At 72.4% G+C, this 17855-nt stretch carries 17 protein-coding genes and 1 tRNA gene; 2 read left to right on the top strand and 16 right to left on the bottom strand.

What is annotated here, in order from left to right; all coding sequences use genetic code 11:
* Positions 1-3: 3 nt before the first annotated feature.
* The 12 genes from QZL85_RS01500 to QZL85_RS01445 form a co-directional block, all read right to left on the bottom strand.
* Positions 4-1089, bottom strand: coding sequence for a DNA glycosylase AlkZ-like family protein (locus QZL85_RS01500; RefSeq protein WP_295572744.1), 1086 nt, complete (start codon positions 1087-1089; stop codon positions 4-6).
* Between the two features lie 27 nt (positions 1090-1116).
* Positions 1117-1683 carry a LemA family protein gene (locus QZL85_RS01495; protein ID WP_295572741.1) on the bottom strand — a complete coding sequence of 189 codons (567 nt, stop codon included), beginning with the start codon at positions 1681-1683 and terminating at the stop codon, positions 1117-1119.
* 77 nt (positions 1684-1760) lie between these two features.
* A complete protein-coding gene (locus QZL85_RS01490; RefSeq protein ID WP_295572738.1) occupies positions 1761-3074 on the bottom strand; it encodes a D-arabinono-1,4-lactone oxidase in 1314 nt (437 codons plus the stop codon).
* On the bottom strand, positions 3071-4300 hold the full coding sequence (locus QZL85_RS01485; RefSeq protein ID WP_295572735.1) for an alanine racemase: 1230 nt from the start codon (positions 4298-4300) through the stop codon (positions 3071-3073). Before QZL85_RS01485 ends, QZL85_RS01490 begins: the two co-directional genes overlap by 4 nt.
* Positions 4301-4585: 285 nt before the next feature.
* Entirely contained in the window at positions 4586-4771 is a 186-nt protein-coding gene (locus QZL85_RS01480; RefSeq protein ID WP_295572731.1) for a hypothetical protein, read from the bottom strand.
* 23 nt (positions 4772-4794) lie between these two features.
* Positions 4795-4867, bottom strand: a tRNA-Leu gene (locus QZL85_RS01475).
* A 41-nt stretch (positions 4868-4908) separates the two neighbouring features.
* Entirely contained in the window at positions 4909-6327 is a 1419-nt protein-coding gene (locus QZL85_RS01470) for an NAD(P)/FAD-dependent oxidoreductase (RefSeq protein WP_295573904.1), read from the bottom strand.
* Positions 6328-6359: 32 nt separating this feature from the next.
* Positions 6360-7700, bottom strand: a complete 1341-nt coding sequence (locus QZL85_RS01465) for a S8 family serine peptidase (RefSeq protein WP_295572728.1) — start codon at positions 7698-7700, stop codon at positions 6360-6362.
* Entirely contained in the window at positions 7673-8143 is a 471-nt protein-coding gene (locus QZL85_RS01460; RefSeq protein WP_295573903.1) for a DUF501 domain-containing protein, read from the bottom strand. Before QZL85_RS01460 ends, QZL85_RS01465 begins: the two co-directional genes overlap by 28 nt.
* A 118-nt stretch (positions 8144-8261) precedes the next feature.
* Entirely contained in the window at positions 8262-8732 is a 471-nt protein-coding gene (locus tag QZL85_RS01455; protein ID WP_295572726.1) for a septum formation initiator family protein, read from the bottom strand.
* Positions 8733-8754: 22 nt separating this feature from the next.
* On the bottom strand, positions 8755-10035 hold the full coding sequence (eno, locus tag QZL85_RS01450) for a phosphopyruvate hydratase (RefSeq protein ID WP_295572724.1): 1281 nt from the start codon (positions 10033-10035) through the stop codon (positions 8755-8757).
* Between the two features lie 99 nt (positions 10036-10134).
* The gene (locus QZL85_RS01445) at positions 10135-10809 is read right to left on the bottom strand and encodes an O-methyltransferase (protein WP_295572722.1); all 675 of its coding nucleotides are present in this window, start codon (positions 10807-10809) and stop codon (positions 10135-10137) included.
* A gap of 105 nt (positions 10810-10914) precedes the next feature.
* Here QZL85_RS01445 and QZL85_RS01440 point away from each other — a divergent pair, with 105 nt between their 5' ends.
* Positions 10915-11385: a DUF4442 domain-containing protein gene (locus QZL85_RS01440; RefSeq protein ID WP_295572721.1), complete on the top strand. Its 471-nt coding sequence runs from the start codon at positions 10915-10917 to the stop codon at positions 11383-11385.
* Between the two features lie 3 nt (positions 11386-11388).
* On the opposite strand, the gene QZL85_RS01435 is transcribed toward QZL85_RS01440, so the two are convergent.
* The 4 genes from QZL85_RS01435 to QZL85_RS01420 all read right to left on the bottom strand — a co-directional run bounded on the left by QZL85_RS01435 (position 11389) and on the right by QZL85_RS01420 (position 15061).
* Entirely contained in the window at positions 11389-11826 is a 438-nt protein-coding gene (locus tag QZL85_RS01435; protein WP_295572719.1) for a YdeI/OmpD-associated family protein, read from the bottom strand.
* Positions 11827-11881: 55 nt separating this feature from the next.
* Positions 11882-13141 carry a histidine--tRNA ligase gene (gene hisS, locus QZL85_RS01430; RefSeq protein ID WP_295573900.1) on the bottom strand — a complete coding sequence of 420 codons (1260 nt, stop codon included), beginning with the start codon at positions 13139-13141 and terminating at the stop codon, positions 11882-11884.
* A 73-nt stretch (positions 13142-13214) separates the two neighbouring features.
* Positions 13215-13868, bottom strand: a complete 654-nt coding sequence (locus QZL85_RS01425; protein WP_295572716.1) for a MazG family protein — start codon at positions 13866-13868, stop codon at positions 13215-13217.
* 35 nt (positions 13869-13903) lie between these two features.
* Positions 13904-15061 (bottom strand): Na+/H+ antiporter NhaA, encoded by a 1158-nt coding sequence (locus QZL85_RS01420; RefSeq protein WP_295572713.1) that lies wholly within the window; start codon positions 15059-15061, stop codon positions 13904-13906.
* A 108-nt stretch (positions 15062-15169) separates the two neighbouring features.
* On the opposite strand from QZL85_RS01420, the gene QZL85_RS01415 reads away from it, so the two are divergent.
* A complete protein-coding gene (locus QZL85_RS01415) occupies positions 15170-17839 on the top strand; it encodes a phosphoenolpyruvate carboxylase (protein ID WP_295572710.1) in 2670 nt (889 codons plus the stop codon).
* Positions 17840-17855 lie beyond the last annotated feature (16 nt).

Below are 17855 nucleotides of genomic sequence, written 5' to 3'. Positions count from 1 at the left end.
GCGTCAGCGGCCGACAACCTCGACCCCGAGCCAGCGCGCGAGCTCGGCGATCTCGGCATCCACGGCGTCGGAGGTGGCCGTGTCGAAGGGGAGATCCTCGTGCAGGGCGTTGACGCGGAGGACGCCGGCCTTGAGGTCGGTCTTCGCGTCGAGCTTCCCGACGAACCGGTCGCCGTGCAGGATCGGGAGGGCGAAGTAGCCCCAGCGGCGCTGCGCCGCCGGCTTGTACATCTCCAGGATGTACTCGTAGCCGAAGACGGCCTGCAGGCGCTCGCGGTCGAAGACGAGGGCGTCCATCGGCGAGAGCAGGGCGGTGCGCGGGGCGAAGCCGTCGAGGCGCTCGAGCGCCGCGGCATCCACACGCCATGTGCCGTCGACGCCGTCGACGACGGCCTCCTCCCCCACCGTCGACGGATCGATGTCCTCCGCCGCCGCGACGAGCGCCTTCGCGCGTGCGATGCCGAGCGCGCCGAGCCGGCGCTCGACGCGCTCGCGCACGGCATCCGCGGGATCGACGTCGGGGAGGTCGGCCGGATACACCCGTTCGGCGAGGTCGAACACCCGGCCCTTCGCATCGCGCGACGATACCGCGACCTCCCCGTTCGCGACGAGGATCTCGAGCATCTGCGAGCTGTTGCGGCTGTGGGTCCAGCCGGTCGAGCGCCACGAGACCTGAGCGGTGTCCGGGATCTGCGCGGCGCGCAGCGGGCCCTCGTCACGGAGCCGCGCGAGCACGTCCTGCCGGAACGTCTCGTTCGCGCGCAGCCACTCACGCGGCTCTGCGTAGCGCGGCGACGCCGCCATCTCGTGCCGCAGGAGCGGCAGGTCGCTCATGACACGATAGGCGCCCCGCCACTCGAACACATCACGGTCGACCTCGACGGCGCGGGCGAGGTCGGCGTGCTGGTACGGCCAGCCGAGGCGGCTCCACAGGATGTGGTCGGCGCTCGGCGCGATCGCCGCCGCCGGGTCGATGTTGACGGCCGTCAGGGCGTAGATCGTCTCGACGATCCCCGCGGGACGGTGATCGTCGAGCAGCTGCGCCGCGACGGCGACGCGGCGCGCATCGGCCGCGGAGAGCTGCAGCATCCTGACCCGAGCGCTACCGGGCCGGTCTCAGAACTGGATGCGCGGCGGCTCGGCGATCGCGGCCCCGTCGACGACCTCGAAGAACTCGCGCTCGGAGAAGCCGAGGTTGCGGGCGAAGAGATTGTTCGGGAAGACCTTGATCTTCGTGTTCAGCTCGCGGACGCCGCCGTTGTAGAACCGGCGGGAGGCCTGGATCTTGTCCTCCGTGTCGACGACCGACTGCTGGAGCTGGAGGAAGTTCTGGCTGGCCTGCAGCTGCGGGTACGCCTCGGCGACCGCAAACAGCGACTTCAGCGCCTGCTGCATGTGACCCTCCGCGACGCCCGCGTCGGCGGGCGAACCGGCGGTGAGGGTCTCCGCACGAGCGCGCGTCACGTTCTCGAAGACGGCCTTCTCATGCGCCGCGTACCCCTTGACCGCCTCGATGAGGTTCGGCAGCAGGTCGGCGCGACGTTTCAGCTGGACGGTGATGTCGCTCCACGCCTCATCCACCCGCACATTGAGCGCGACCAGCGAGTTGTACGTGGCCCACAGGTAGATCCCGACGATCACGATCAGACCGACGACGATCAATACCGGGATCAGCCATTCCATAGCACTCCCATCGATATGTTGTTCATCCTATCCACGGTGACGACAGGCGACCCACCCCGCTCGGGTACTCCCAGCCGTTACCCACCGAGTACGCGCGAGAGGTAGGCGTTGCGGAAGAGGCGGTCGGGGTCGAGGCGGTCGCGCAGCGCCACGAAGTCGTCGAATCGGGGGTAGCGCTCCCGGAGCGCGGCGGCGTCGAGAGTGTGCATCTTCCCCCAGTGCGGGCGCCCGTCGTGGGCGAGCATCACCTCTTCGACGGCCGCGAAGTACCGGGCCGGATCGGCCTTCGCGTAGCGGTGGACGGCGATGTAGCCGGACTCCCGGCCGTGCGCCGTGGACAGCCACAGGTCGTCGGGCGCGGCCGTGCGCACCTCGACGGGGAACTCGATCCGCCAGCCGCTCTCGGTGATGACCCGCTGCACGGCGCGGAAGGCGTCGGGCAGCCGCTCGAGCGGGACGGCGTACTCCATCTCGCGGAACCGCACGCCGCGCGAGGTCGCGAAGACGCGGTGCGAGCGGTCGGAGAAGGTGCGGTTCCCCCAGACCGACGCGGAGACCCGGTTGATCGTGGGGATGAGCGGGGGCACGACGTGTCCCAGTGAGCAGACGGCCTGGTGGAGCGTGTTGCCGAGCAGGCTGTCGTCGATCCACGCGCGGACGGGGTGCTGCGGGGCCACCGGCTCGTCGCCGGCCAGGCGTGTGTTGGTCTTGGTGAGCGCGGCATCCGTGTGCGGGAACCAGTAGAACTCGAAGTGATCGGCAGCGGCGGCCCGCGCGCGGAGGCCGCCCAGGACCTCGGCCATCGGCTCCGGTCGCTCGACGGCGCGCAGGCCGAACGCGGGGACGCACTGGAGGGTGACGTCCACGAGCACACCCAGAGCGCCGAGGCTCAAGGCGACGGCCGGGAGGAGGTCGCTGTTCTCGTCCTCCGAGACGGTGAGCAGCTCCCCGTCGGCGGTGACGAGGGTCGCCGCCACGACCTGCGTGGCGATGCCGCCGAAGCCGAGGCCCGTGCCGTGCGTCCCCGTCGAGATCGCGCCGGAGATGGACTGGCGGTCGATGTCGCCGAGGTTCGGCATCGCGAGCCCGTACGGCTTCAGCAGCGCGGGGATGCGGTGCAGGCGCGTGCCGGCGAGGAGGCGCACGCGGGAGCGCTCACGGTCGACGTGGATGAGACCCGAGAGGTCCGCGAGGTCGAGCAGCACTCCGGGCGCCACCGCGATGCCGCTGAAGCTGTGCCCCGCGCCGACCGCCTTGACCGACAGTCCGCGCACCGCGGCGGCGTGCACCGAGCGGCGCACGGCGGCCACGGTCGTGGGGAACTCCACGAGCACCGGGCGGACCCGTTCGGTGCGCCCCCAGTTCTCCCACATGCCGCCGGGTCGTGTCACAGGAAGCTCTTCCCTTCGCCTCGATACGTGGGCACGTCGCCGACGACCGCATCGCCGGCGACCAGGTGGAAGCGATCGACGCGCTCGGCGAGCTCGCCGCTCTTGGCGTGGCGGAACCAGACGCGGTCGCCGGCGGAGAGGGATCGCGCGGCCTCGCCGCGGAGCGGTGTCTGCACCTCTCCGGCGCCCTCACGACCCAGTGTCTGCAGGCCCTGCGGCCACGCCGGCAGCGGCTGGCGGGAGGCGAGCGGTGGGCCGGAGGCGATCCACCCGCCGCCGAGGACCGTGACGATGTCGGGTGCGGGCTTGCGGACGACCTCGAGGGCGAAGGCCGCCGCCGGCGCCGGGCTGAATGCGCGGTAGCCGTCGAAGAGATGGCCCGCGAGGAGGCCGCTGCCGGCCGTCGTCTCGGTGACGGCGAGGTCGGATGCCGTCGTCTCGAGCGAGCCGGTGCCGCCGCCGTTGACGAACTCGAGCGGAGCGATGTCGCGCAGCGCCGCGACGATCTCGCCGCGGCGGTGGCCGAGCTCGTGGCCGGAGCGCCGCTGCATCCATCGCACGACGGTGTCGCCCGAGCCGGCGGCATCCGGCTGGCCGGCGATCTGCGCCTCGTACATCATGAGCCCGACCAGCGCGAAGCCGTCGCGCCGGACGATCGCGCGGGCGAGGCGCTGCACCTCGGCGACCTCGTGCACGGGCGAGCGGCGTACGCCGATGTGCCCGAGGACCGGGGCGCGCCAGGACGCGTCCACGTCGATCGCCACCCGGAGGGCGGGACGCCGCGCCGGCGGGACGACGGCATCGATCAGGTCGAGCTGGGCGAGGTCGTCGACCATGAGTGTGATGCGCTCCGCCGCCACGTGGTCGGCGGCCAGTGCGGCGATCGCCGCGCGGTCGACGCTCGGGTAGCCGAGCACGACGTCGTCGTGGGACTCGGCGAGCCAGAGCGCCTCGGGCAGGGTGAAGGCGAGGATGCCGCGGTAGCCGGAGAGGGCGAGCGTCGCGTCGAGCACGTCGCGCACGCGGATCGACTTGCTCGCGACCCTGATCGGCACGCCGCTGGAACGGACCACGAGGTCGAGGGCGTTGTAGCGGAGCGCGTCCAGATCGATCGTCGCGATGGGTCCCGAGAGGTCGGCGATCGCGGCCGATCGGGCCGCCCAGTAGGTCGCGGGCTCGCGCCACGGCTCGGTGCCGGCGGGTCGGCCGAGGAGGTCGAGGCTCATGGGCGGGCGGGCTCCGTGACGTGGCGGTGGGCGGCGGGTTGGGACCCGGTCCGACGCACGGTGGTTCCCGGTGTCGATCGAGTCCGTGCGGCCACATTACCGCCCGCGCCGGACCGCGCGACGCGACGCATATGCACGGCGCGTGCATCCCGGCAGGGCGGGCACGGGCCGGTATCGTCGCACACGTGGACCAGACCGACCCCCCGCGACCTCAGGAGCCCTCGACCGAAACGGCCGTGTGCGTCGTCCTCGGGTACGACTGAACCCTGGCCGCGCGCCTGCCGTTCAGCTGCCGGGGCGCACGAGAAGCGAGTCGCCGACCGTCTCGGCATCCATGTCTCGGTCTACCTCGAGCGCGGGGTCGATGATCTCGACGGATGTTCCATCAGGTCCGGTGCCGCGCATGCCGAGGCCGCCGCACGCCACCACGCCCATCACGGCGGGTCCGAGAAAGCGGAGGCGATGTCGCATGCCGCGAGCATAGCGACAGCCCGTGCCCCCACTGGGACTCGAACCCAGACTGAAGCGATTTTAAGTCGCCTGCCTCTGCCGTTGGGCTATGGGGGCGTGGCCGGCGTCGCCGCCGGTCACGCCCCCACGCTAGCCGGTCAGCCGGCGGACTTCGCCGCGGCGGGAGTCTTCGCGGCGGCCTTCTTCGCCGGTGCCTTCTTCTCGGGCGCGGCGGGAGCCACAGCCTCCGGAGCGGCCGGACGCGGGCGTGCGGCGAACTCCTCGAAGACGTAGCGCGGGTTCTGCACCGTCTGCAGCGACACGTTGTCGCGCGTCAGCCAGAAGTTCTGCCACCAGTCGCCCACGACGCGGAACTTGCGCTCCCACGACGGCATCGCCATGCCGTGGTAGCCGCGGTGCGCGACCCACGCGACGAAGCCCTTGAGCGCGAGCTTGCCAGACTGGAAGACGCCGTTGTAGAGCCCGAGGCCGGCGACGGCACCGAGGTTCTTGTGGACGTACTCGCGGGGCAGCTCGTCGCGGAGGACCGCGGTGAGGTTCTTCGCGAGCAGCTTCGCCTGACGCACGGCGTGCTGTGCGTTCGGGACGCAGTAGCCGCCGACCCCGCCACCGGTGAGGTCGGGGACGGCGGAGACGTCGCCGGCCGCCCAGGCGCCCTCGACGATCTCCTCCGGCGTGCCGACACGGAGGTCGGCGCGGGTGCGGATGCGGCCGCGCTCCTCGACGGGCAGGTCGCTGCCGCGGACGACGGTGGGGTTGGCCATGACGCCCGCGGTCCAGATGATGAGATCGGTGGGCAGCACCTCGCCGGTGGAGAGCTCGACGTTGCCGTCGACGGCGCCGGTGACCTGGGTGTCCAGGTGCACGTAGGCACCGCGCTTGGCGAGGTCCTTGAGCACCCACTCGCTGGTCTTCAGCGAGACCTCGGGCATGATGCGGCTCATCGCCTCGATGAGGTGGAAGTGCGTGTCCTCGAAACGGAGCTGCGGGTAGTCCTTCAGCAGCGAGGATGCCAGTGCGCGGACCTCCGCGAACACCTCGATGCCGGCGAAGCCGCCGCCGACGACGACGACGGTGAGCAGGCGGTCGCGCTGCGGTCCGGGAGGCAGGTTGGAGGCGCGCTCGAAGTTCGTGAGGATGCGGTCGCGGATCGCGACGGCCTCCTCGATCGTCTTCAGCCCGATCGCGTTGTCGGCGATGCCGGGGATCGGGAAGGTGCGTGAGACGGCGCCGGCCGTGACGACGATCTGGTCGTACGGCTCCTCCCAGGAGTCGCCGACCTCGGGCGTGATCGTGGCGACGCGGTTCGCGTGATCGATCCCGGTGATCTTGGCCGTGACGACCCGGGTCTTCTTCAGGTGGCGGCGCAGCCCCACGATGACGTGACGCGCCTCGATCTCACCCGCGGCCACCTCCGGGAGGAAGGGCTGGTAGGTCATGTACGGGAGCGGGTCGACGATCGTGACCTCGGCTTCGCCCTTGCGGAGGTGCTTCTCGAGCTTCCACGCGGTGTAGAAGCCCGCGTAGCCGCCTCCGACGATGAGGATCTTGGGCACAGTGCTAGTCACAGTCGGAAGAACTCCTTGTATCAACGGCTCGGCGTACGCGACTCGCGCGCCGATCTGATGCGTCGGACAGCAGCGGTGACGCCGAGCGCCACCATTATAGCCGCCAGGGTTCCGGCGACGAGCGGGACAGTCCCGTAGCGGAGGGTCTCCGGGCTCGGCAGCAGGGGCGAGCCGGGCCGGGCCGCGGGATCTGCGACGGGCAGCGGCGGGATCTCCACGGGGGCGACGGTGGGTGTCGGCAGCGGCGTCGCCTCCGCCCGCCGGTACACCCGGATCCACTCCTGAAGGCTCCCCATCGGGTTGGCGCTCACGGCCGTGACGGGCGTCTTGACGGCGGCCGCGGCGTCGATGAGGCCGTAGCCGTACAGCGCGTTCGGGACGCTCGTGACCCCCGGCACGCGCTTGGCGGTGCGGATGAGCCGGTTGATGACGTTCGCCGCGTCGAGGTCGGGGTGCGCCGAGCGGACGAGCGCGGCGATCCCCGCGACGATGGGCGCCGCGCCGCTCGTGCCGTTCCAGAGCACCATCTGGCCGTCCGCGGAGACGCCGAGGAGCTCCTCGCTCGGCGCCGAGATGCCGATCGTGATGCCCTGCGTCGAGGCCTCGCGACTGGCCCTGCCGGCCTTGTCGACGCCGGCGACGGTGAGGACCCCGGGGATGGTCGCGGGCGCCCCGACGATGTCGGTGCCGCTGCCCTTGTTCCCGGCGGCGACGACCACGACCACGTCGTGCTCGAACGCGTACAGGAACGCGTCATCCCAGCTCTCGTCCCAGTCCAGCGTGTTGGTCGTGAACGACAGGTTGATGATGTCGGCCCCATGGTCGACGGCCCAGCGCATCGCGTCGGCGACCTGGTCGACGAAGGGGACGGATGCCGACGCGCCGAAGCCGATCGACAGCGACAGGAGGCTCGCCTCCGGAGCGACGCCGATCATGCCGGCGTCCGCGCTCGTGCCGCGTCCCGCGGCGAGGGATGCCACCCAGCTGCCGTGGTTCGCGTCGACGGCGCCGACGGGTGTCCGTCCGTCGGGCGAGCCGACCCCGGAGAAGTCCTTGCCGCCGGCGACGGCGCCGGCGAACTCGACGGGAGTCCGGCCGATCCCGGTGTCGATGACGGCGATCGTGACGCCCTTGCCCTTGGCGGTCTTCCAGGCCTCGCGCACACCGTAGTCGTCGAGCCAGTACTCGGCGGCGCGGGTCGGGTCGGTGTCGGCGGCGGGGGCCGCGGGCGCCTCGTCCACGGGCGCCGCGGTGGCCGCGGTCGATCCGACGGCACCGGCACTCAGTGCGAGCGTCACGACGAAGGCGGCCGCGAGCCGCGCGAGGCGCGCCGTCACGTCGCCGTCCGCGGGTTCGCGCACGTGCACCGCTCGCGGGACCAGTCGCCGCGTGCGAGGGCACGGTCGCCGATCGGGTTGACGCCGGGACCGGCGGCCAGGGCGTGCCCGGCGAGGGCGTGCAGGCACTTCACGCGGGTCGGCATGCCGCCGGCCGAGATGCCGGCGATCTCCTCGACCTCGCCGTAGGCCGCCCGGTCGGCCAGGTACGCGGCGTGCGCGGCGGCGTACTCGGCCTGCAGGTCGTCGTCGGCGGCGAGCTCGTCGGCGAGTTCGCGCATGACCTGCGTGGCCTCCAGCGCCGACATCGCCGCGGTCGCGCCGGGGTGGGTCAGGTAGTAGAAGGTGGGGAACGGCGTGCCGTCGGGAAGACGCGGTTCCGTGGCCACGACGGTCGGGTTGCCGCACACGCAGCGGGCCGCGACGCCGACGACGCCGCGCATGGGCCGGCCGAGCTGCTCGCGCATGACGTCGAGGTCGGCGGGTGTCGCAGGCGTCAGGTGTGGCACCCGTCCAGGGTACCGGCCGTCACCTGGCCGGACGCTGGGTCGGGCGGCCGCCGGGCGCGGTCCGGCTGTGCCGGGGTCAGTCCTCGACGGCGACGGAGCGGGCCAGGCCCGCGTTCGCGACGGAGCGCACGAACTGCGTCATCCAGTCGGTCGTCGTCTCTTCGACGTCCTCGCTCACGGGCGCCTGCTCGGGCGGGATGGTGCCCTGCGGGAGGTCGTCGTCGACGAGGTAGACCACCTCGCCGGGCTTGACGTAGTACAGGCGCTCGCGCGCCTGCGACGTGATGTAGGCGGGATCCGCCCAGCGGTCGCGCTCGGCCTCGAGGGCCACGACCTGCTCCTCGCTCAGCCGCACGCTCTCCTGCAGCGCGGCGATCTGCTGCCGCTGGTCGAGGTACGTGCCGATGGTCGGCACGAGCGCGAACGCGGCCAGCACGACGAGGCCCAGCATGATGCCGGAGAAGGCCGAGAGGCGCACTCCCCCGACCCAGTCGCGCACGTCGACCGTGCGGCGGGAAGGGGAAGGGGGAGCCGTCGTCTTGACCACGGCTCCCCCTCTCCTCGATCTGTCAGGCCTTGTAGCGCGGGAAGGCGGCGCGGCCGATGAACTCCGCCGCGTCACCCAGCTCCTCTTCGATGCGCAGAAGCTGATTGTATTTCGCGACGCGCTCGCTGCGAGCGGGCGCGCCGCTCTTGATCTGACCCGAGTTGACGGCGACCGCGAGGTCGGCGATCGTCGTGTCCTCGGTCTCTCCGGAGCGGTGCGAGAGCATCGTCGTGTAACCCGAGCGGTGCGCGAGATCGATCGCGTCGAGCGTCTCGGACAGCGTGCCGATCTGGTTCACCTTGACCAGCAGTGAGTTGGCGGCGCCGAGCTCGATGCCCTTCGCGAGGCGCTCCGGGTTCGTGACGAACAGGTCGTCGCCGACGAGCTGCACGCGCTTGCCGAGCTTCTCGGTCAGCGCGGTCCAGTTCTCCCAGTCGTCCTCGGCGAGCGCGTCCTCGATCGTGACGATCGGGAACGAGTCGACGAGGTCGATGTAGTAGTCGATGAGCTGGTCGGCGTTCCAGTCCTTCTTGTCGAGGCGGTACACGCCGTCCTTGAAGAACTCCGTCGCCGCGACGTCCAGGCCCAGGGCGATGTCGGCGCCCGGCGCGAAGCCGGCCTTCTCGATCGCCTTGACGAGGAACTCGAGGCCCTCGCGGTTGCTGGGGAGGTCGGGTGCGAAGCCGCCCTCGTCGCCGAGGCCGGTCGCGTAGCCCGCGGCCTTGAGCTCGCCCTTGAGGACCTGGTAGACCTCGGCGCCCCAGCGCAGCGCCTCGGAGAAGTTCGCCGCGCCGATGGGGGCCAGGAAGAACTCCTGCATGTCGATGCCGTTGTCGGCGTGCTCGCCGCCGTTGATGACGTTGAACAGCGGAACGGGCAGGACGTGCGCGTTGGGGCCGCCCAGGTAGCGGAACAGCGGCAGGTCGGCGCTGTCCGCGGCGGCCTTCGCGACGGCGAGGGAGACGCCGAGGATGGCATTCGCGCCGGTGCGCGACTTGTTCTCGGTGCCGTCGGTCTCGATGAGGATCTCGTCGATGATGCGCTGCTCGGCGGCATCCACGCCTTCGATGGCGGGGCCGAGCTCGTCGATGACGGCGGCGACGGCCTTCAGGACGCCCTTGCCTCCGTATCGGCTCTTGTCGCCGTCGCGAAGCTCATACGCTTCGAACGCTCCGGTTGATGCGCCGGAGGGGACAGCCGCACGCTGGACGATTCCGTCGTCGAGCAGCACCTCCACTTCGACGGTCGGGTTGCCACGCGAATCCAGGATCTCGCGTGCGCCTACAGCCTCGATCAGTGCCACAGGGGTACTCCTTGCTTGTGGAGGATGGATCACGGAGCGTCGTCGGTCCGCGTTCGAGTCTAGTGATGCCGGTGGCGGGGCCGCAGGGCACCGGCCGGATCAAAGGACGAGCGCGACGGCGACGCCGTCCCAGCCCTTCGCGTCGAGCGTCTGCAGCGCCGTCGCATCGAACCGCGGGTCGGTCCCCAGCATCCGGAGCCCCGCACGGACCCCGACGATCTGCGGGTCGTCGTCGCCGGCGTCTGCGATCCGGCCCGACCGCACGACGTTGTCGACGATGACGACGGTGCCCGGGCGGCCGAGACGCGCGGCCCAGTCCAGGTAGATCGTGTTGGACTCCTTGTCGGCGTCGATGAAGACCAAGTCGAAGGGCTCCTCCCCCACGAGGGTGGGGAGGACGTCGGCGCCCCGCCCGACCCTGATCTCGACGCGGGCGCCGACGCCGGCGCGGTCGAGGTTCTCCCTGGCGAGGGACGCGTTCCGCGGCTCGGCCTCGATCGTGACGACGCGGCCGTCTTCCGGGAGGGCGCGGGCCAGCCAGATCGTCGAGTAGGCGCCGAGGGTGCCGATCTCGAGCACACGGCGGGCGCCGGCGATGCGGGCGAGGAGGTGCAGGAGCTTTCCGTTCACGGGGGCGACCTCGATGGCGGGCAGATCGGCCGCGTTCTGCCGCCGCACGGCCTCTTCGAGGGCGGGGTCGTGGCCGACGAGCGTGTCGGCGAGGTAGCGGTCGACGGCGCGCCACGTGTCGCGGTGGGGCAGCGGATCGGTCATACGCCCAGCCAACCGCACGCTCGCGTCGCGCGCCAGGTGCGGGCGGGATTGTCGGGTGCGGACAAGCGACGTGCGCCCGGCCGGGCGGCCCGGCACACTGACCGGATGCGTGTGACCCCGCGCCGACTCGCCGTCGGCATGAGCCTCTGGTTCCCGAACCTCTTCAGCGGCATCCGCGTCAAGGAGTTCTCCGCCGACTGGACGAGCGCTCGCGTCGAGCTGCACGTCAATCCGGTGACCCGCAACTTCGTCGGCACCGCGTTCGGCGGGTCGCTGTCGGCGATGACCGATCCGTACTTCTTCATGCTCGTGATGCACCAGCTGGGCCGGGACTACGTCGTGTGGGACACGCGCGGCGAGATCGAGTTCCTGACGCCGGGGCGCGGCGTCCTGACGGCGGACTTCGAGGTCTCGCGGGAGAAGGCCGAGGAGTTGCGCGAGCGCGCCCGCGGCGGTGCGAAGGTGCTGGAGTGGTTCGAGACCGAGATCACCGACCGGTCCGGCACCGTCGTCGCGCGCGTCCGCCGCGAGGTGTACGTGCGTGAGAAGCGACGCGTGACGCAGGCGCGCGGCTGAGCGTCAGCCTCCGAGGTCGGCGACCGTGGTCGCGATGCGGCGCTCCCGGGTCTCCGGCCGCTTGGCCTCGGTGACGGCGCGGGCCAGCTCTTTGCGCTGCGAGGGCGGCAGCGCGTCGAACGCGGCGCGGACGCCGGCGGCGGCCAGCGCCGCCGCCAGGTCGTCGGGCAGCTCCACGGCGCGCTCGGCGGCATCCAGTTCGATGGTCGCCTCGACCTCGTCGCCGATCGCGACGCCGAGCTGATCGCGTGCGGCCTTCGAAAGCCCGATGAGGTTGCGCCCGCCCATGACCGCCAGCCGGAGGCGGGCCGAGCGGTCGCCGATCGCGACGAGGACGGCGGCGCGCTTCCCGCCCCCGAGCTCCGCGACCTGCGCATCGGTGAGCTCGATGGCGGTGGCGGGGCCGTTCGCGGGCAGGACGGTGCGGACGTGAAGCGACATGACGACGATCATGCCCGACCTGGCGAGCGCTCGGAAGGCGCCGGAGCGGGTGAGGTCAGGACAGGGGCTTGAGCTCCAGCCCGGCGCGCGACGCGCCGGCGGTGACGGCGGCGAACGAGGTGTAGCCGTCGGATGCGGCGCGCTCGAGCAGCGCCTTGAGGTTCTTGGTGCGCTGTTCGAGGCGCACGCGTGCGCCCTCGGCGACGAAGGCGGCCTTCAGCGCGATGAGCTCGGCGACCGGGACGTCGCGGTCGTGCACGAGGACGACGGCAGCCGCATCCACGCCCGCGGGATCCGGGACGAGGTCGACGATCCGCTCGAACCCGATCGAGAAGCCGACGGCGGGCACGTCCTGGCCGAGGAACCGGCCGATCATGCCGTCGTAGCGGCCTCCGCCGCCGAGCGAGGACTCGACGGACGGGTGCGCGAGTTCGAAGATCGTGCCGGTGTAGTACCCCATGCCGCGGACGAGGAACGGGTCGAAGAGGAGCGGGATGTCGCCCGCCCCGCCGCGCGCGGCGGCGACCGCCTCGCCGATGCCCACGAGGTGCGCCACGACGTCGTCGGCCGCTCCCTCGGGCAGGGCCTTGCGGATCTGCCCTTCCCCGTAGGGCCGGAACTCCCGCGTCTGCGGGCGGCGGAGGAAGGCCGCGAATGCGGCGACGGCGTCCGCGGTCGCGCCGCGGTCGGTGAGTTCGGCGATGACCCCGTCGGGGCCGATCTTGTCGAGCTTGTCGATCGTGATGAGGACGCCGGGGCGCTCGTCGGCGGTGAAGCCGAAGCCGTCCAGCATCCCGTCGAGGATGCGGCGGTCGTTGATCCGGATGCTGCCGCCTTCCAGGCCCAGCGCGTCGAGGGTGTCGAGGCTCGCGACGATGAGCTCGGCCTCGGCGCGTGCCGTGGCGTCACCGATGATGTCGATGTCGCACTGCACGAACTGGCGGTAGCGACCCTTCTGCGGCCGCTCGGCGCGCCAAACCGGCGCGATCTGGATCGAGCGGAAGACGGTGGGCAGGTCGCCCCGATGGGTCGCGTAGAAGCGCGCGAGGGGCACCGTGAGGTCGTACCGGAGTCCCAGGTCGCTGAGGGCTGCCGGATCCTCGGCGGCGGCGCGGATGCCGTCCGCGTCGAGGCCGCGGCGCAGCAGAGTGAACGCGAGCTTCTCGTTGTCGCCGCCGATGCCGGCGTGCAGCTTCGCGTAGTCCTCCACGACGGGCGTCTCGATCTCGTCGAACCCGTGCGCGCGGTAGCGCTCACGGATGACGGCGAGGACGCGCTCGCGGCGGGCCTTGTCGGCGGGGAGGAAGTCGCGCATGCCGCGCGGCGGGTTCACGGATGCCACACGACGATTCTCTCAGGTGGCGGTCGCCTCACGCGCCCGCGTCCCGTCAGGGGCCTGTGCCCAGCTCGGTCGCGCGGATCTCCGCCTCCAGCACGCGGAGGCGCTCGCGCAGGGCGCGCTCGGCATCCCAGCCCTGCGCCCGCGCGGCCCCGACGAGGGCGAGAAGCCGGTCGCCGAGCTCTGCCTCATCGCGCGGCGGTGGCGTGTCAGCGGAGGCGTCGTCGACGCCGGCCTGCGCGGCCTTGCCGAGGAGCTTCTGCGCGAGCGCGAGCGACGGCATGTGCCCGGAGACGCCGTCCAGGACGCTCGTGCGCGCGCTCTTCTCCGCGGCCTTGGCCGCGTTCCAGTGCACGAGCACCTCCTCCGGGGTCCGGGCGACCGCGTCGCCGAACACGTGCGGGTGCCGGCGCACCATCTTCTCGGTGAGGCCGCGCGCGACGTCGTCGATGTCGAACGGGTCGTCGGCGTCGCGGGAGGCGATCTCGGCGTGGAACAGCACCTGCCAGAGGAGGTCGCCGAGCTCTTCGCGGAGCTCTGAGCGCGTGCCGACCTCGACGGCGTCGATGAGCTCGGCCGCCTCTTCCACGAGGTAGGGCACGAGCGCGCGGTGGTCGATCTGCTGGGTCCAGACGCAGCGGTCGCGGACGGAGCGCATCGTCTCGGCGGCGGCCCGCAGCGGATCGGCGGTGGCCTCGGTCATGCGGCGGCTCCTTGGGGTCTCAGGCGGCGGGGGGCTCAGACGGCGGCGGCGCTCAGGCGACGATGGTACGCGGCCCGCCAGGCCACGAGGGCGGACGAGGCCACGACGGCGACCGCGGATCCCGCGAGGACGCCGAGCGTCGCGTGGTCGCGGACGACGGCGTCCGCCGGGAAGGCGAGGTTCGCGAGCAGCAGCGACACCGTGAACCCGATGCCGCCGAGCGCCGCCGCGGCGGCGAGGTCGCCGAGCGCGAGCCGCCCCGAGGGACTGCCGAACAGTCGCTGCGCGAGTGCGCCGCCCGCGACGATCCCGACGAGCTTGCCGACCGGCAGCGCGACCGCGACACCCCAGAACGCCGGCGACACCGCGCCGCCGACGGCCGGGATCGCGACGAGGGCGGCCGAGAGCGCGAAGAGCGGCAGCACCAGGCCGTTCACGAGCGGCTCGAGCGCGTGGCGGGCCCGCACCGCCGATCCCTGCGCCATCGCGAGCCCCAGCAGAACGCCGGCGATCGTCGCGTGCACGCCGGAGGCGAGGACGAAGAGCCAGGTGGCGATGGCGAGGACGCCGATGACGACCCAGAACGCCGGCGTCATCCTGTCGTCGCGCACGCGGGTGAGGACGGCGACGGCCGCCGTCGTGACGAGCGCGCCGAGGAGCCAGCCGGCCTGCACGTCGTGGGCGAACAGGACGGCGATGAGGAGGATGCCGATGAGGTCGTCGAGGATCGCCAGCGCCAGGAGGAAGACCCGGACGGCGCTCGGGAGGCCCCGACCGAAGACGGCCAGCACCCCGAGCGCGAACGCGACGTCCGTCGCCGTGGGGATCGGCCACCCGGCGGCCTGGTCCCCCGCCCCGCTCACGCCCACGATCGTCAGGTAGACCGCGACCGGGACGAGGACGCCGCCGAGGGCCGCGACGGCGGGCTGCGCGGCCCGGCGGATGCCCGCCAGCTCCCCCTGCGTGAGTTCGTACTGCAGTTCGACGGACACCGTGAAGAAGAACACGGCCAGCAGGCCGTCGGAGATCCAGTGTCCGACCGACAGGTCCAGGGGCGTCCCGGGGATGCCGAGGTGGGCGTTCTGGACGGCGAACGCCGCGTCGGCGAGCGGGCCGTTCGCAAGGACCAGTCCCGCCACGGCGGCGGCCAGAAGGAGGATGGCGGGGAAGCGGGCGGAGCGCAGCAGCGACATGCGAGCCTTTCGGGGGTCGGCGGACGAGCGCCGACCAGACTTCCCGGCTCACCTGCCCGCGAGTGTAACCGGTCACTCCGGAGCGCGCGGGGCCGTTAGCGTTGAAGGATGCGAGAACCCACGCGCACCGAGGCCATCGACCTGGTCGGCCGCGCCGACGCCGAGCAGGAGCTTCCCGAGCGGATGCGGGCCGACGTCCGCCTGCTCGGCGGCCTCCTCGGGCAGGTGCTGCGCGAGAGCGGGTCGCCGGGCCTGTACGACGACGTCGAACGGTTGCGCCTCGCGACGATCGCGGCGTACACCGACGAGTCGCCGGAGGCCTACGCCCGCGCGGCGGAGATCGCCGAGTCGTTCACGGTCGAGCGCGCCGACGAGGTCGCCCGTGCCTTCACGGTGTACTTCCACCTCGTGAACCTCGCCGAGGAGTTCCAGCGGGTCCGCGTCCTGCGCGAGCGCGACGGGCGGCCCGACAAGGAGGACGCCACCGACTCCGTCGCGGCGGCGTTCGTGCGCCTGGCCGCGGAGGTCGGCGACGACACGGCGCTCCGCCGCCTGCAGACCCTCCGCTTCCACCCCGTCTTCACGGCGCACCCGACCGAGGCTCGGCGCCGCGCCGTCTCGACGAGCATCCGCCGGCTCGCGGGACTCCTCCGCGAGTACGACGCGTCGCTGCGCGGCGGGGCGGACGAGCGCCGCGCCGGCCGCCGGATGCTGGAGGAGATCGACATCCTCTGGCGCACGGCGCCGCTCCGCGCAGAGAAGCCGTCGCCGACCGACGAGGTGCGCGCCATCATGGCGGTGTTCGACGAGACGCTGTACACCGCGGTGCCGCACGTGTACCGCCGCGTCGACGACGCTCTGCAGGGCCCCGCCGCGGGCGGGCGGGCGCCGGTCGTGCGCCCCTTCGTGCGACTCGGGACGTGGGTCGGCGGCGACCGCGACGGCAACCCGTTCGTGACGGCCGCCGTCACGAAGAAGGCCGCCGCCATCGCCTCCGAGCACATCCTGCGAGGCCTCGAGCGCACGGCCGACACGGTCGCCCGCGCACTGACGGTCTCGGCCGAGACGACACCGCCGAGCGCAGGGCTCACCGCGCTCTGGCAGCGGCTCGCGGCCGCCGACGAGGAGGGCGCCGCCGACGCGCTCAAGCGGGCCGCCGCGGAGCCGCACAAGCGCGTCCTCATGCTCCTCGCCCGGCGGATCGCGGCCACCCGGGCGCGCGACGCGGACCTCGCCTACCGCGACCCGGCCGACCTCCTCGCAGATCTGCGGACCGTCCAGGCCTCCCTCGTCTCCGGCGGCGCCCCGCGGCAGGCCTACGGCGGACTGCAGCAGCTGCTCTGGCAGGTCGAGACCTTCGGGTTCCACCTCGCCGAGCTGGAGGTGCGTCAGCACTCGGCCGTGCACGAGAAAGTGCTCGCCGAGTGCGAAGCCGGCGGCGCGCTCAGCGCGCAGGCCGAGGAGGTGCTGGAGGTCTTCCGCACGATCGCGCAGATCCAGAAACGCTACGGGCCCGGCGCCGCCGGTCGCTACATCGTCTCGTTCACCCGCACCGCCGCCGATCTCGCCGCCGTGCACGCGCTCGCGCGGCACGCCGTCGGCTCGGCCGGCCGGATGCCGGTACTCGACGTCATCCCGCTGTTCGAGACGTTCGCCGACCTCCAGGCCGCACCCGAGGTGCTCGCCGAGATCGTGGAGCACCCCGACTTCGCCGCCCGGCTGGCGGCGACCGACCGGCGCCTCGAGGTCATGCTCGGCTACTCCGACTCGTCGAAGGACGTCGGCCCGGTCGCAGCGAACCTCGCCCTGTACGAGGCGCAGGCGAAGATCGCCGCGTGGGCGCAGGAGAACGACATCGCCCTCACCCTCTTCCACGGCCGTGGCGGCGCCCTCGGTCGCGGCGGCGGGCCCGCGAACTCCGCGATCCTCGCCCAGCCCCCGCACTCCGTCGACGGCCGGTTCAAGCTCACCGAGCAGGGCGAGGTCATCTTCGCCCGGTACGGCGACCCCGCCATCGCGATGCGGCACATCGACCAGGTCGCCGCGGCGACCCTGCTGGCATCCGCCCCCTCGATCGAGAACCGCAACCGCGCCGCCGCAGAGCGGTACGCGGACGTGGCCGCGACGATGGACACGGCGTCGCGGGAGCGCTTCTTCTCGCTCGTGAAGGCGCCCGGCTTCGCGCCGTGGTTCGCCACCGTGACGCCCATGGAGGAGATCGGGCTGCTCGCTCTCGGCTCCCGTCCCGCCCGCCGCGGCCTGTCCGTGGAGTCGCTGGAGGACCTGCGGGCGATCCCGTGGGTGTTCGCGTGGTCGCAGGCTCGCATCAACCTCGCCGGCTGGTTCGGACTCGGCTCGGCGCTGGAGGCCGTCGGAGACGAGGAGCTGCTGCGCCGCGCCTACGAGGAATGGCCCCTCTTCCGGACCGTCATCGACAACGTCGGGATGAGCCTGGCCAAGGCCGACCAGCGCATCGCGCGGCGCTACCTGGACCTCGGCGACCGCGCGGACCTCGCCGATCTCGTCATGACGGAGATGGCGCTCACCCGCGACTGGGTCGTGCGGATCGCCGGCGGCGGAGACCTGCTGGCGAACAAGCCGGTGCTGCAGCGGGCCGTGAAGATGCGCGATCCGTACGTCGACGCCCTCTCGCTCCTGCAGCTGCGCGCCCTGCGGGCCCTGCGGACCGCGCCCGAGGGACAGGACGTGCAGGGCTGGCAGCGCCTGCTGCTCCTGTCCGTCAGCGGCGTCGCGGCGGGACTGCAGAACACGGGCTGATCAGCCGTCCTTCCGG

Source organism: uncultured Microbacterium sp., from assembly GCF_900078385.1.
GTDB lineage: Bacteria > Actinomycetota > Actinomycetes > Actinomycetales > Microbacteriaceae > Microbacterium.
This window is presented reverse-complemented; position numbering and strand designations above follow the sequence as displayed.

What these genes read in the sequence shown, in the direction of transcription:
- QZL85_RS01500 (WP_295572744.1), bottom strand. Translation starts at nt 1,089, where the DNA reads ATGCTGCAGCTCTCCGCGGCCGATGCGCGCCGCGTCGCCGTCGCGGCG.
- QZL85_RS01495 (WP_295572741.1), bottom strand. Translation starts at nt 1,683, where the DNA reads ATGGAATGGCTGATCCCGGTATTGATCGTCGTCGGTCTGATCGTGATC.
- QZL85_RS01485 (WP_295572735.1), bottom strand. Translation starts at nt 4,300, where the DNA reads ATGAGCCTCGACCTCCTCGGCCGACCCGCCGGCACCGAGCCGTGGCGC.
- QZL85_RS01480 (WP_295572731.1), bottom strand. Translation starts at nt 4,771, where the DNA reads ATGCGACATCGCCTCCGCTTTCTCGGACCCGCCGTGATGGGCGTGGTG.
- QZL85_RS01460 (WP_295573903.1), bottom strand. Translation starts at nt 8,143, where the DNA reads ATGCGCGAGCAGCTCGGCCGGCCCATGCGCGGCGTCGTCGGCGTCGCG.
- QZL85_RS01445 (WP_295572722.1), bottom strand. Translation starts at nt 10,809, where the DNA reads ATGACCGATCCGCTGCCCCACCGCGACACGTGGCGCGCCGTCGACCGC.
- QZL85_RS01440 (WP_295572721.1), top strand. Translation starts at nt 10,915, where the DNA reads ATGCGTGTGACCCCGCGCCGACTCGCCGTCGGCATGAGCCTCTGGTTC.
- QZL85_RS01435 (WP_295572719.1), bottom strand. Translation starts at nt 11,826, where the DNA reads ATGTCGCTTCACGTCCGCACCGTCCTGCCCGCGAACGGCCCCGCCACC.
- hisS (WP_295573900.1), bottom strand. Translation starts at nt 13,141, where the DNA reads ATGCGCGACTTCCTCCCCGCCGACAAGGCCCGCCGCGAGCGCGTCCTC.
- QZL85_RS01425 (WP_295572716.1), bottom strand. Translation starts at nt 13,868, where the DNA reads ATGACCGAGGCCACCGCCGATCCGCTGCGGGCCGCCGCCGAGACGATG.
- QZL85_RS01420 (WP_295572713.1), bottom strand. Translation starts at nt 15,061, where the DNA reads ATGTCGCTGCTGCGCTCCGCCCGCTTCCCCGCCATCCTCCTTCTGGCC.
- QZL85_RS01415 (WP_295572710.1), top strand. Translation starts at nt 15,170, where the DNA reads ATGCGAGAACCCACGCGCACCGAGGCCATCGACCTGGTCGGCCGCGCC.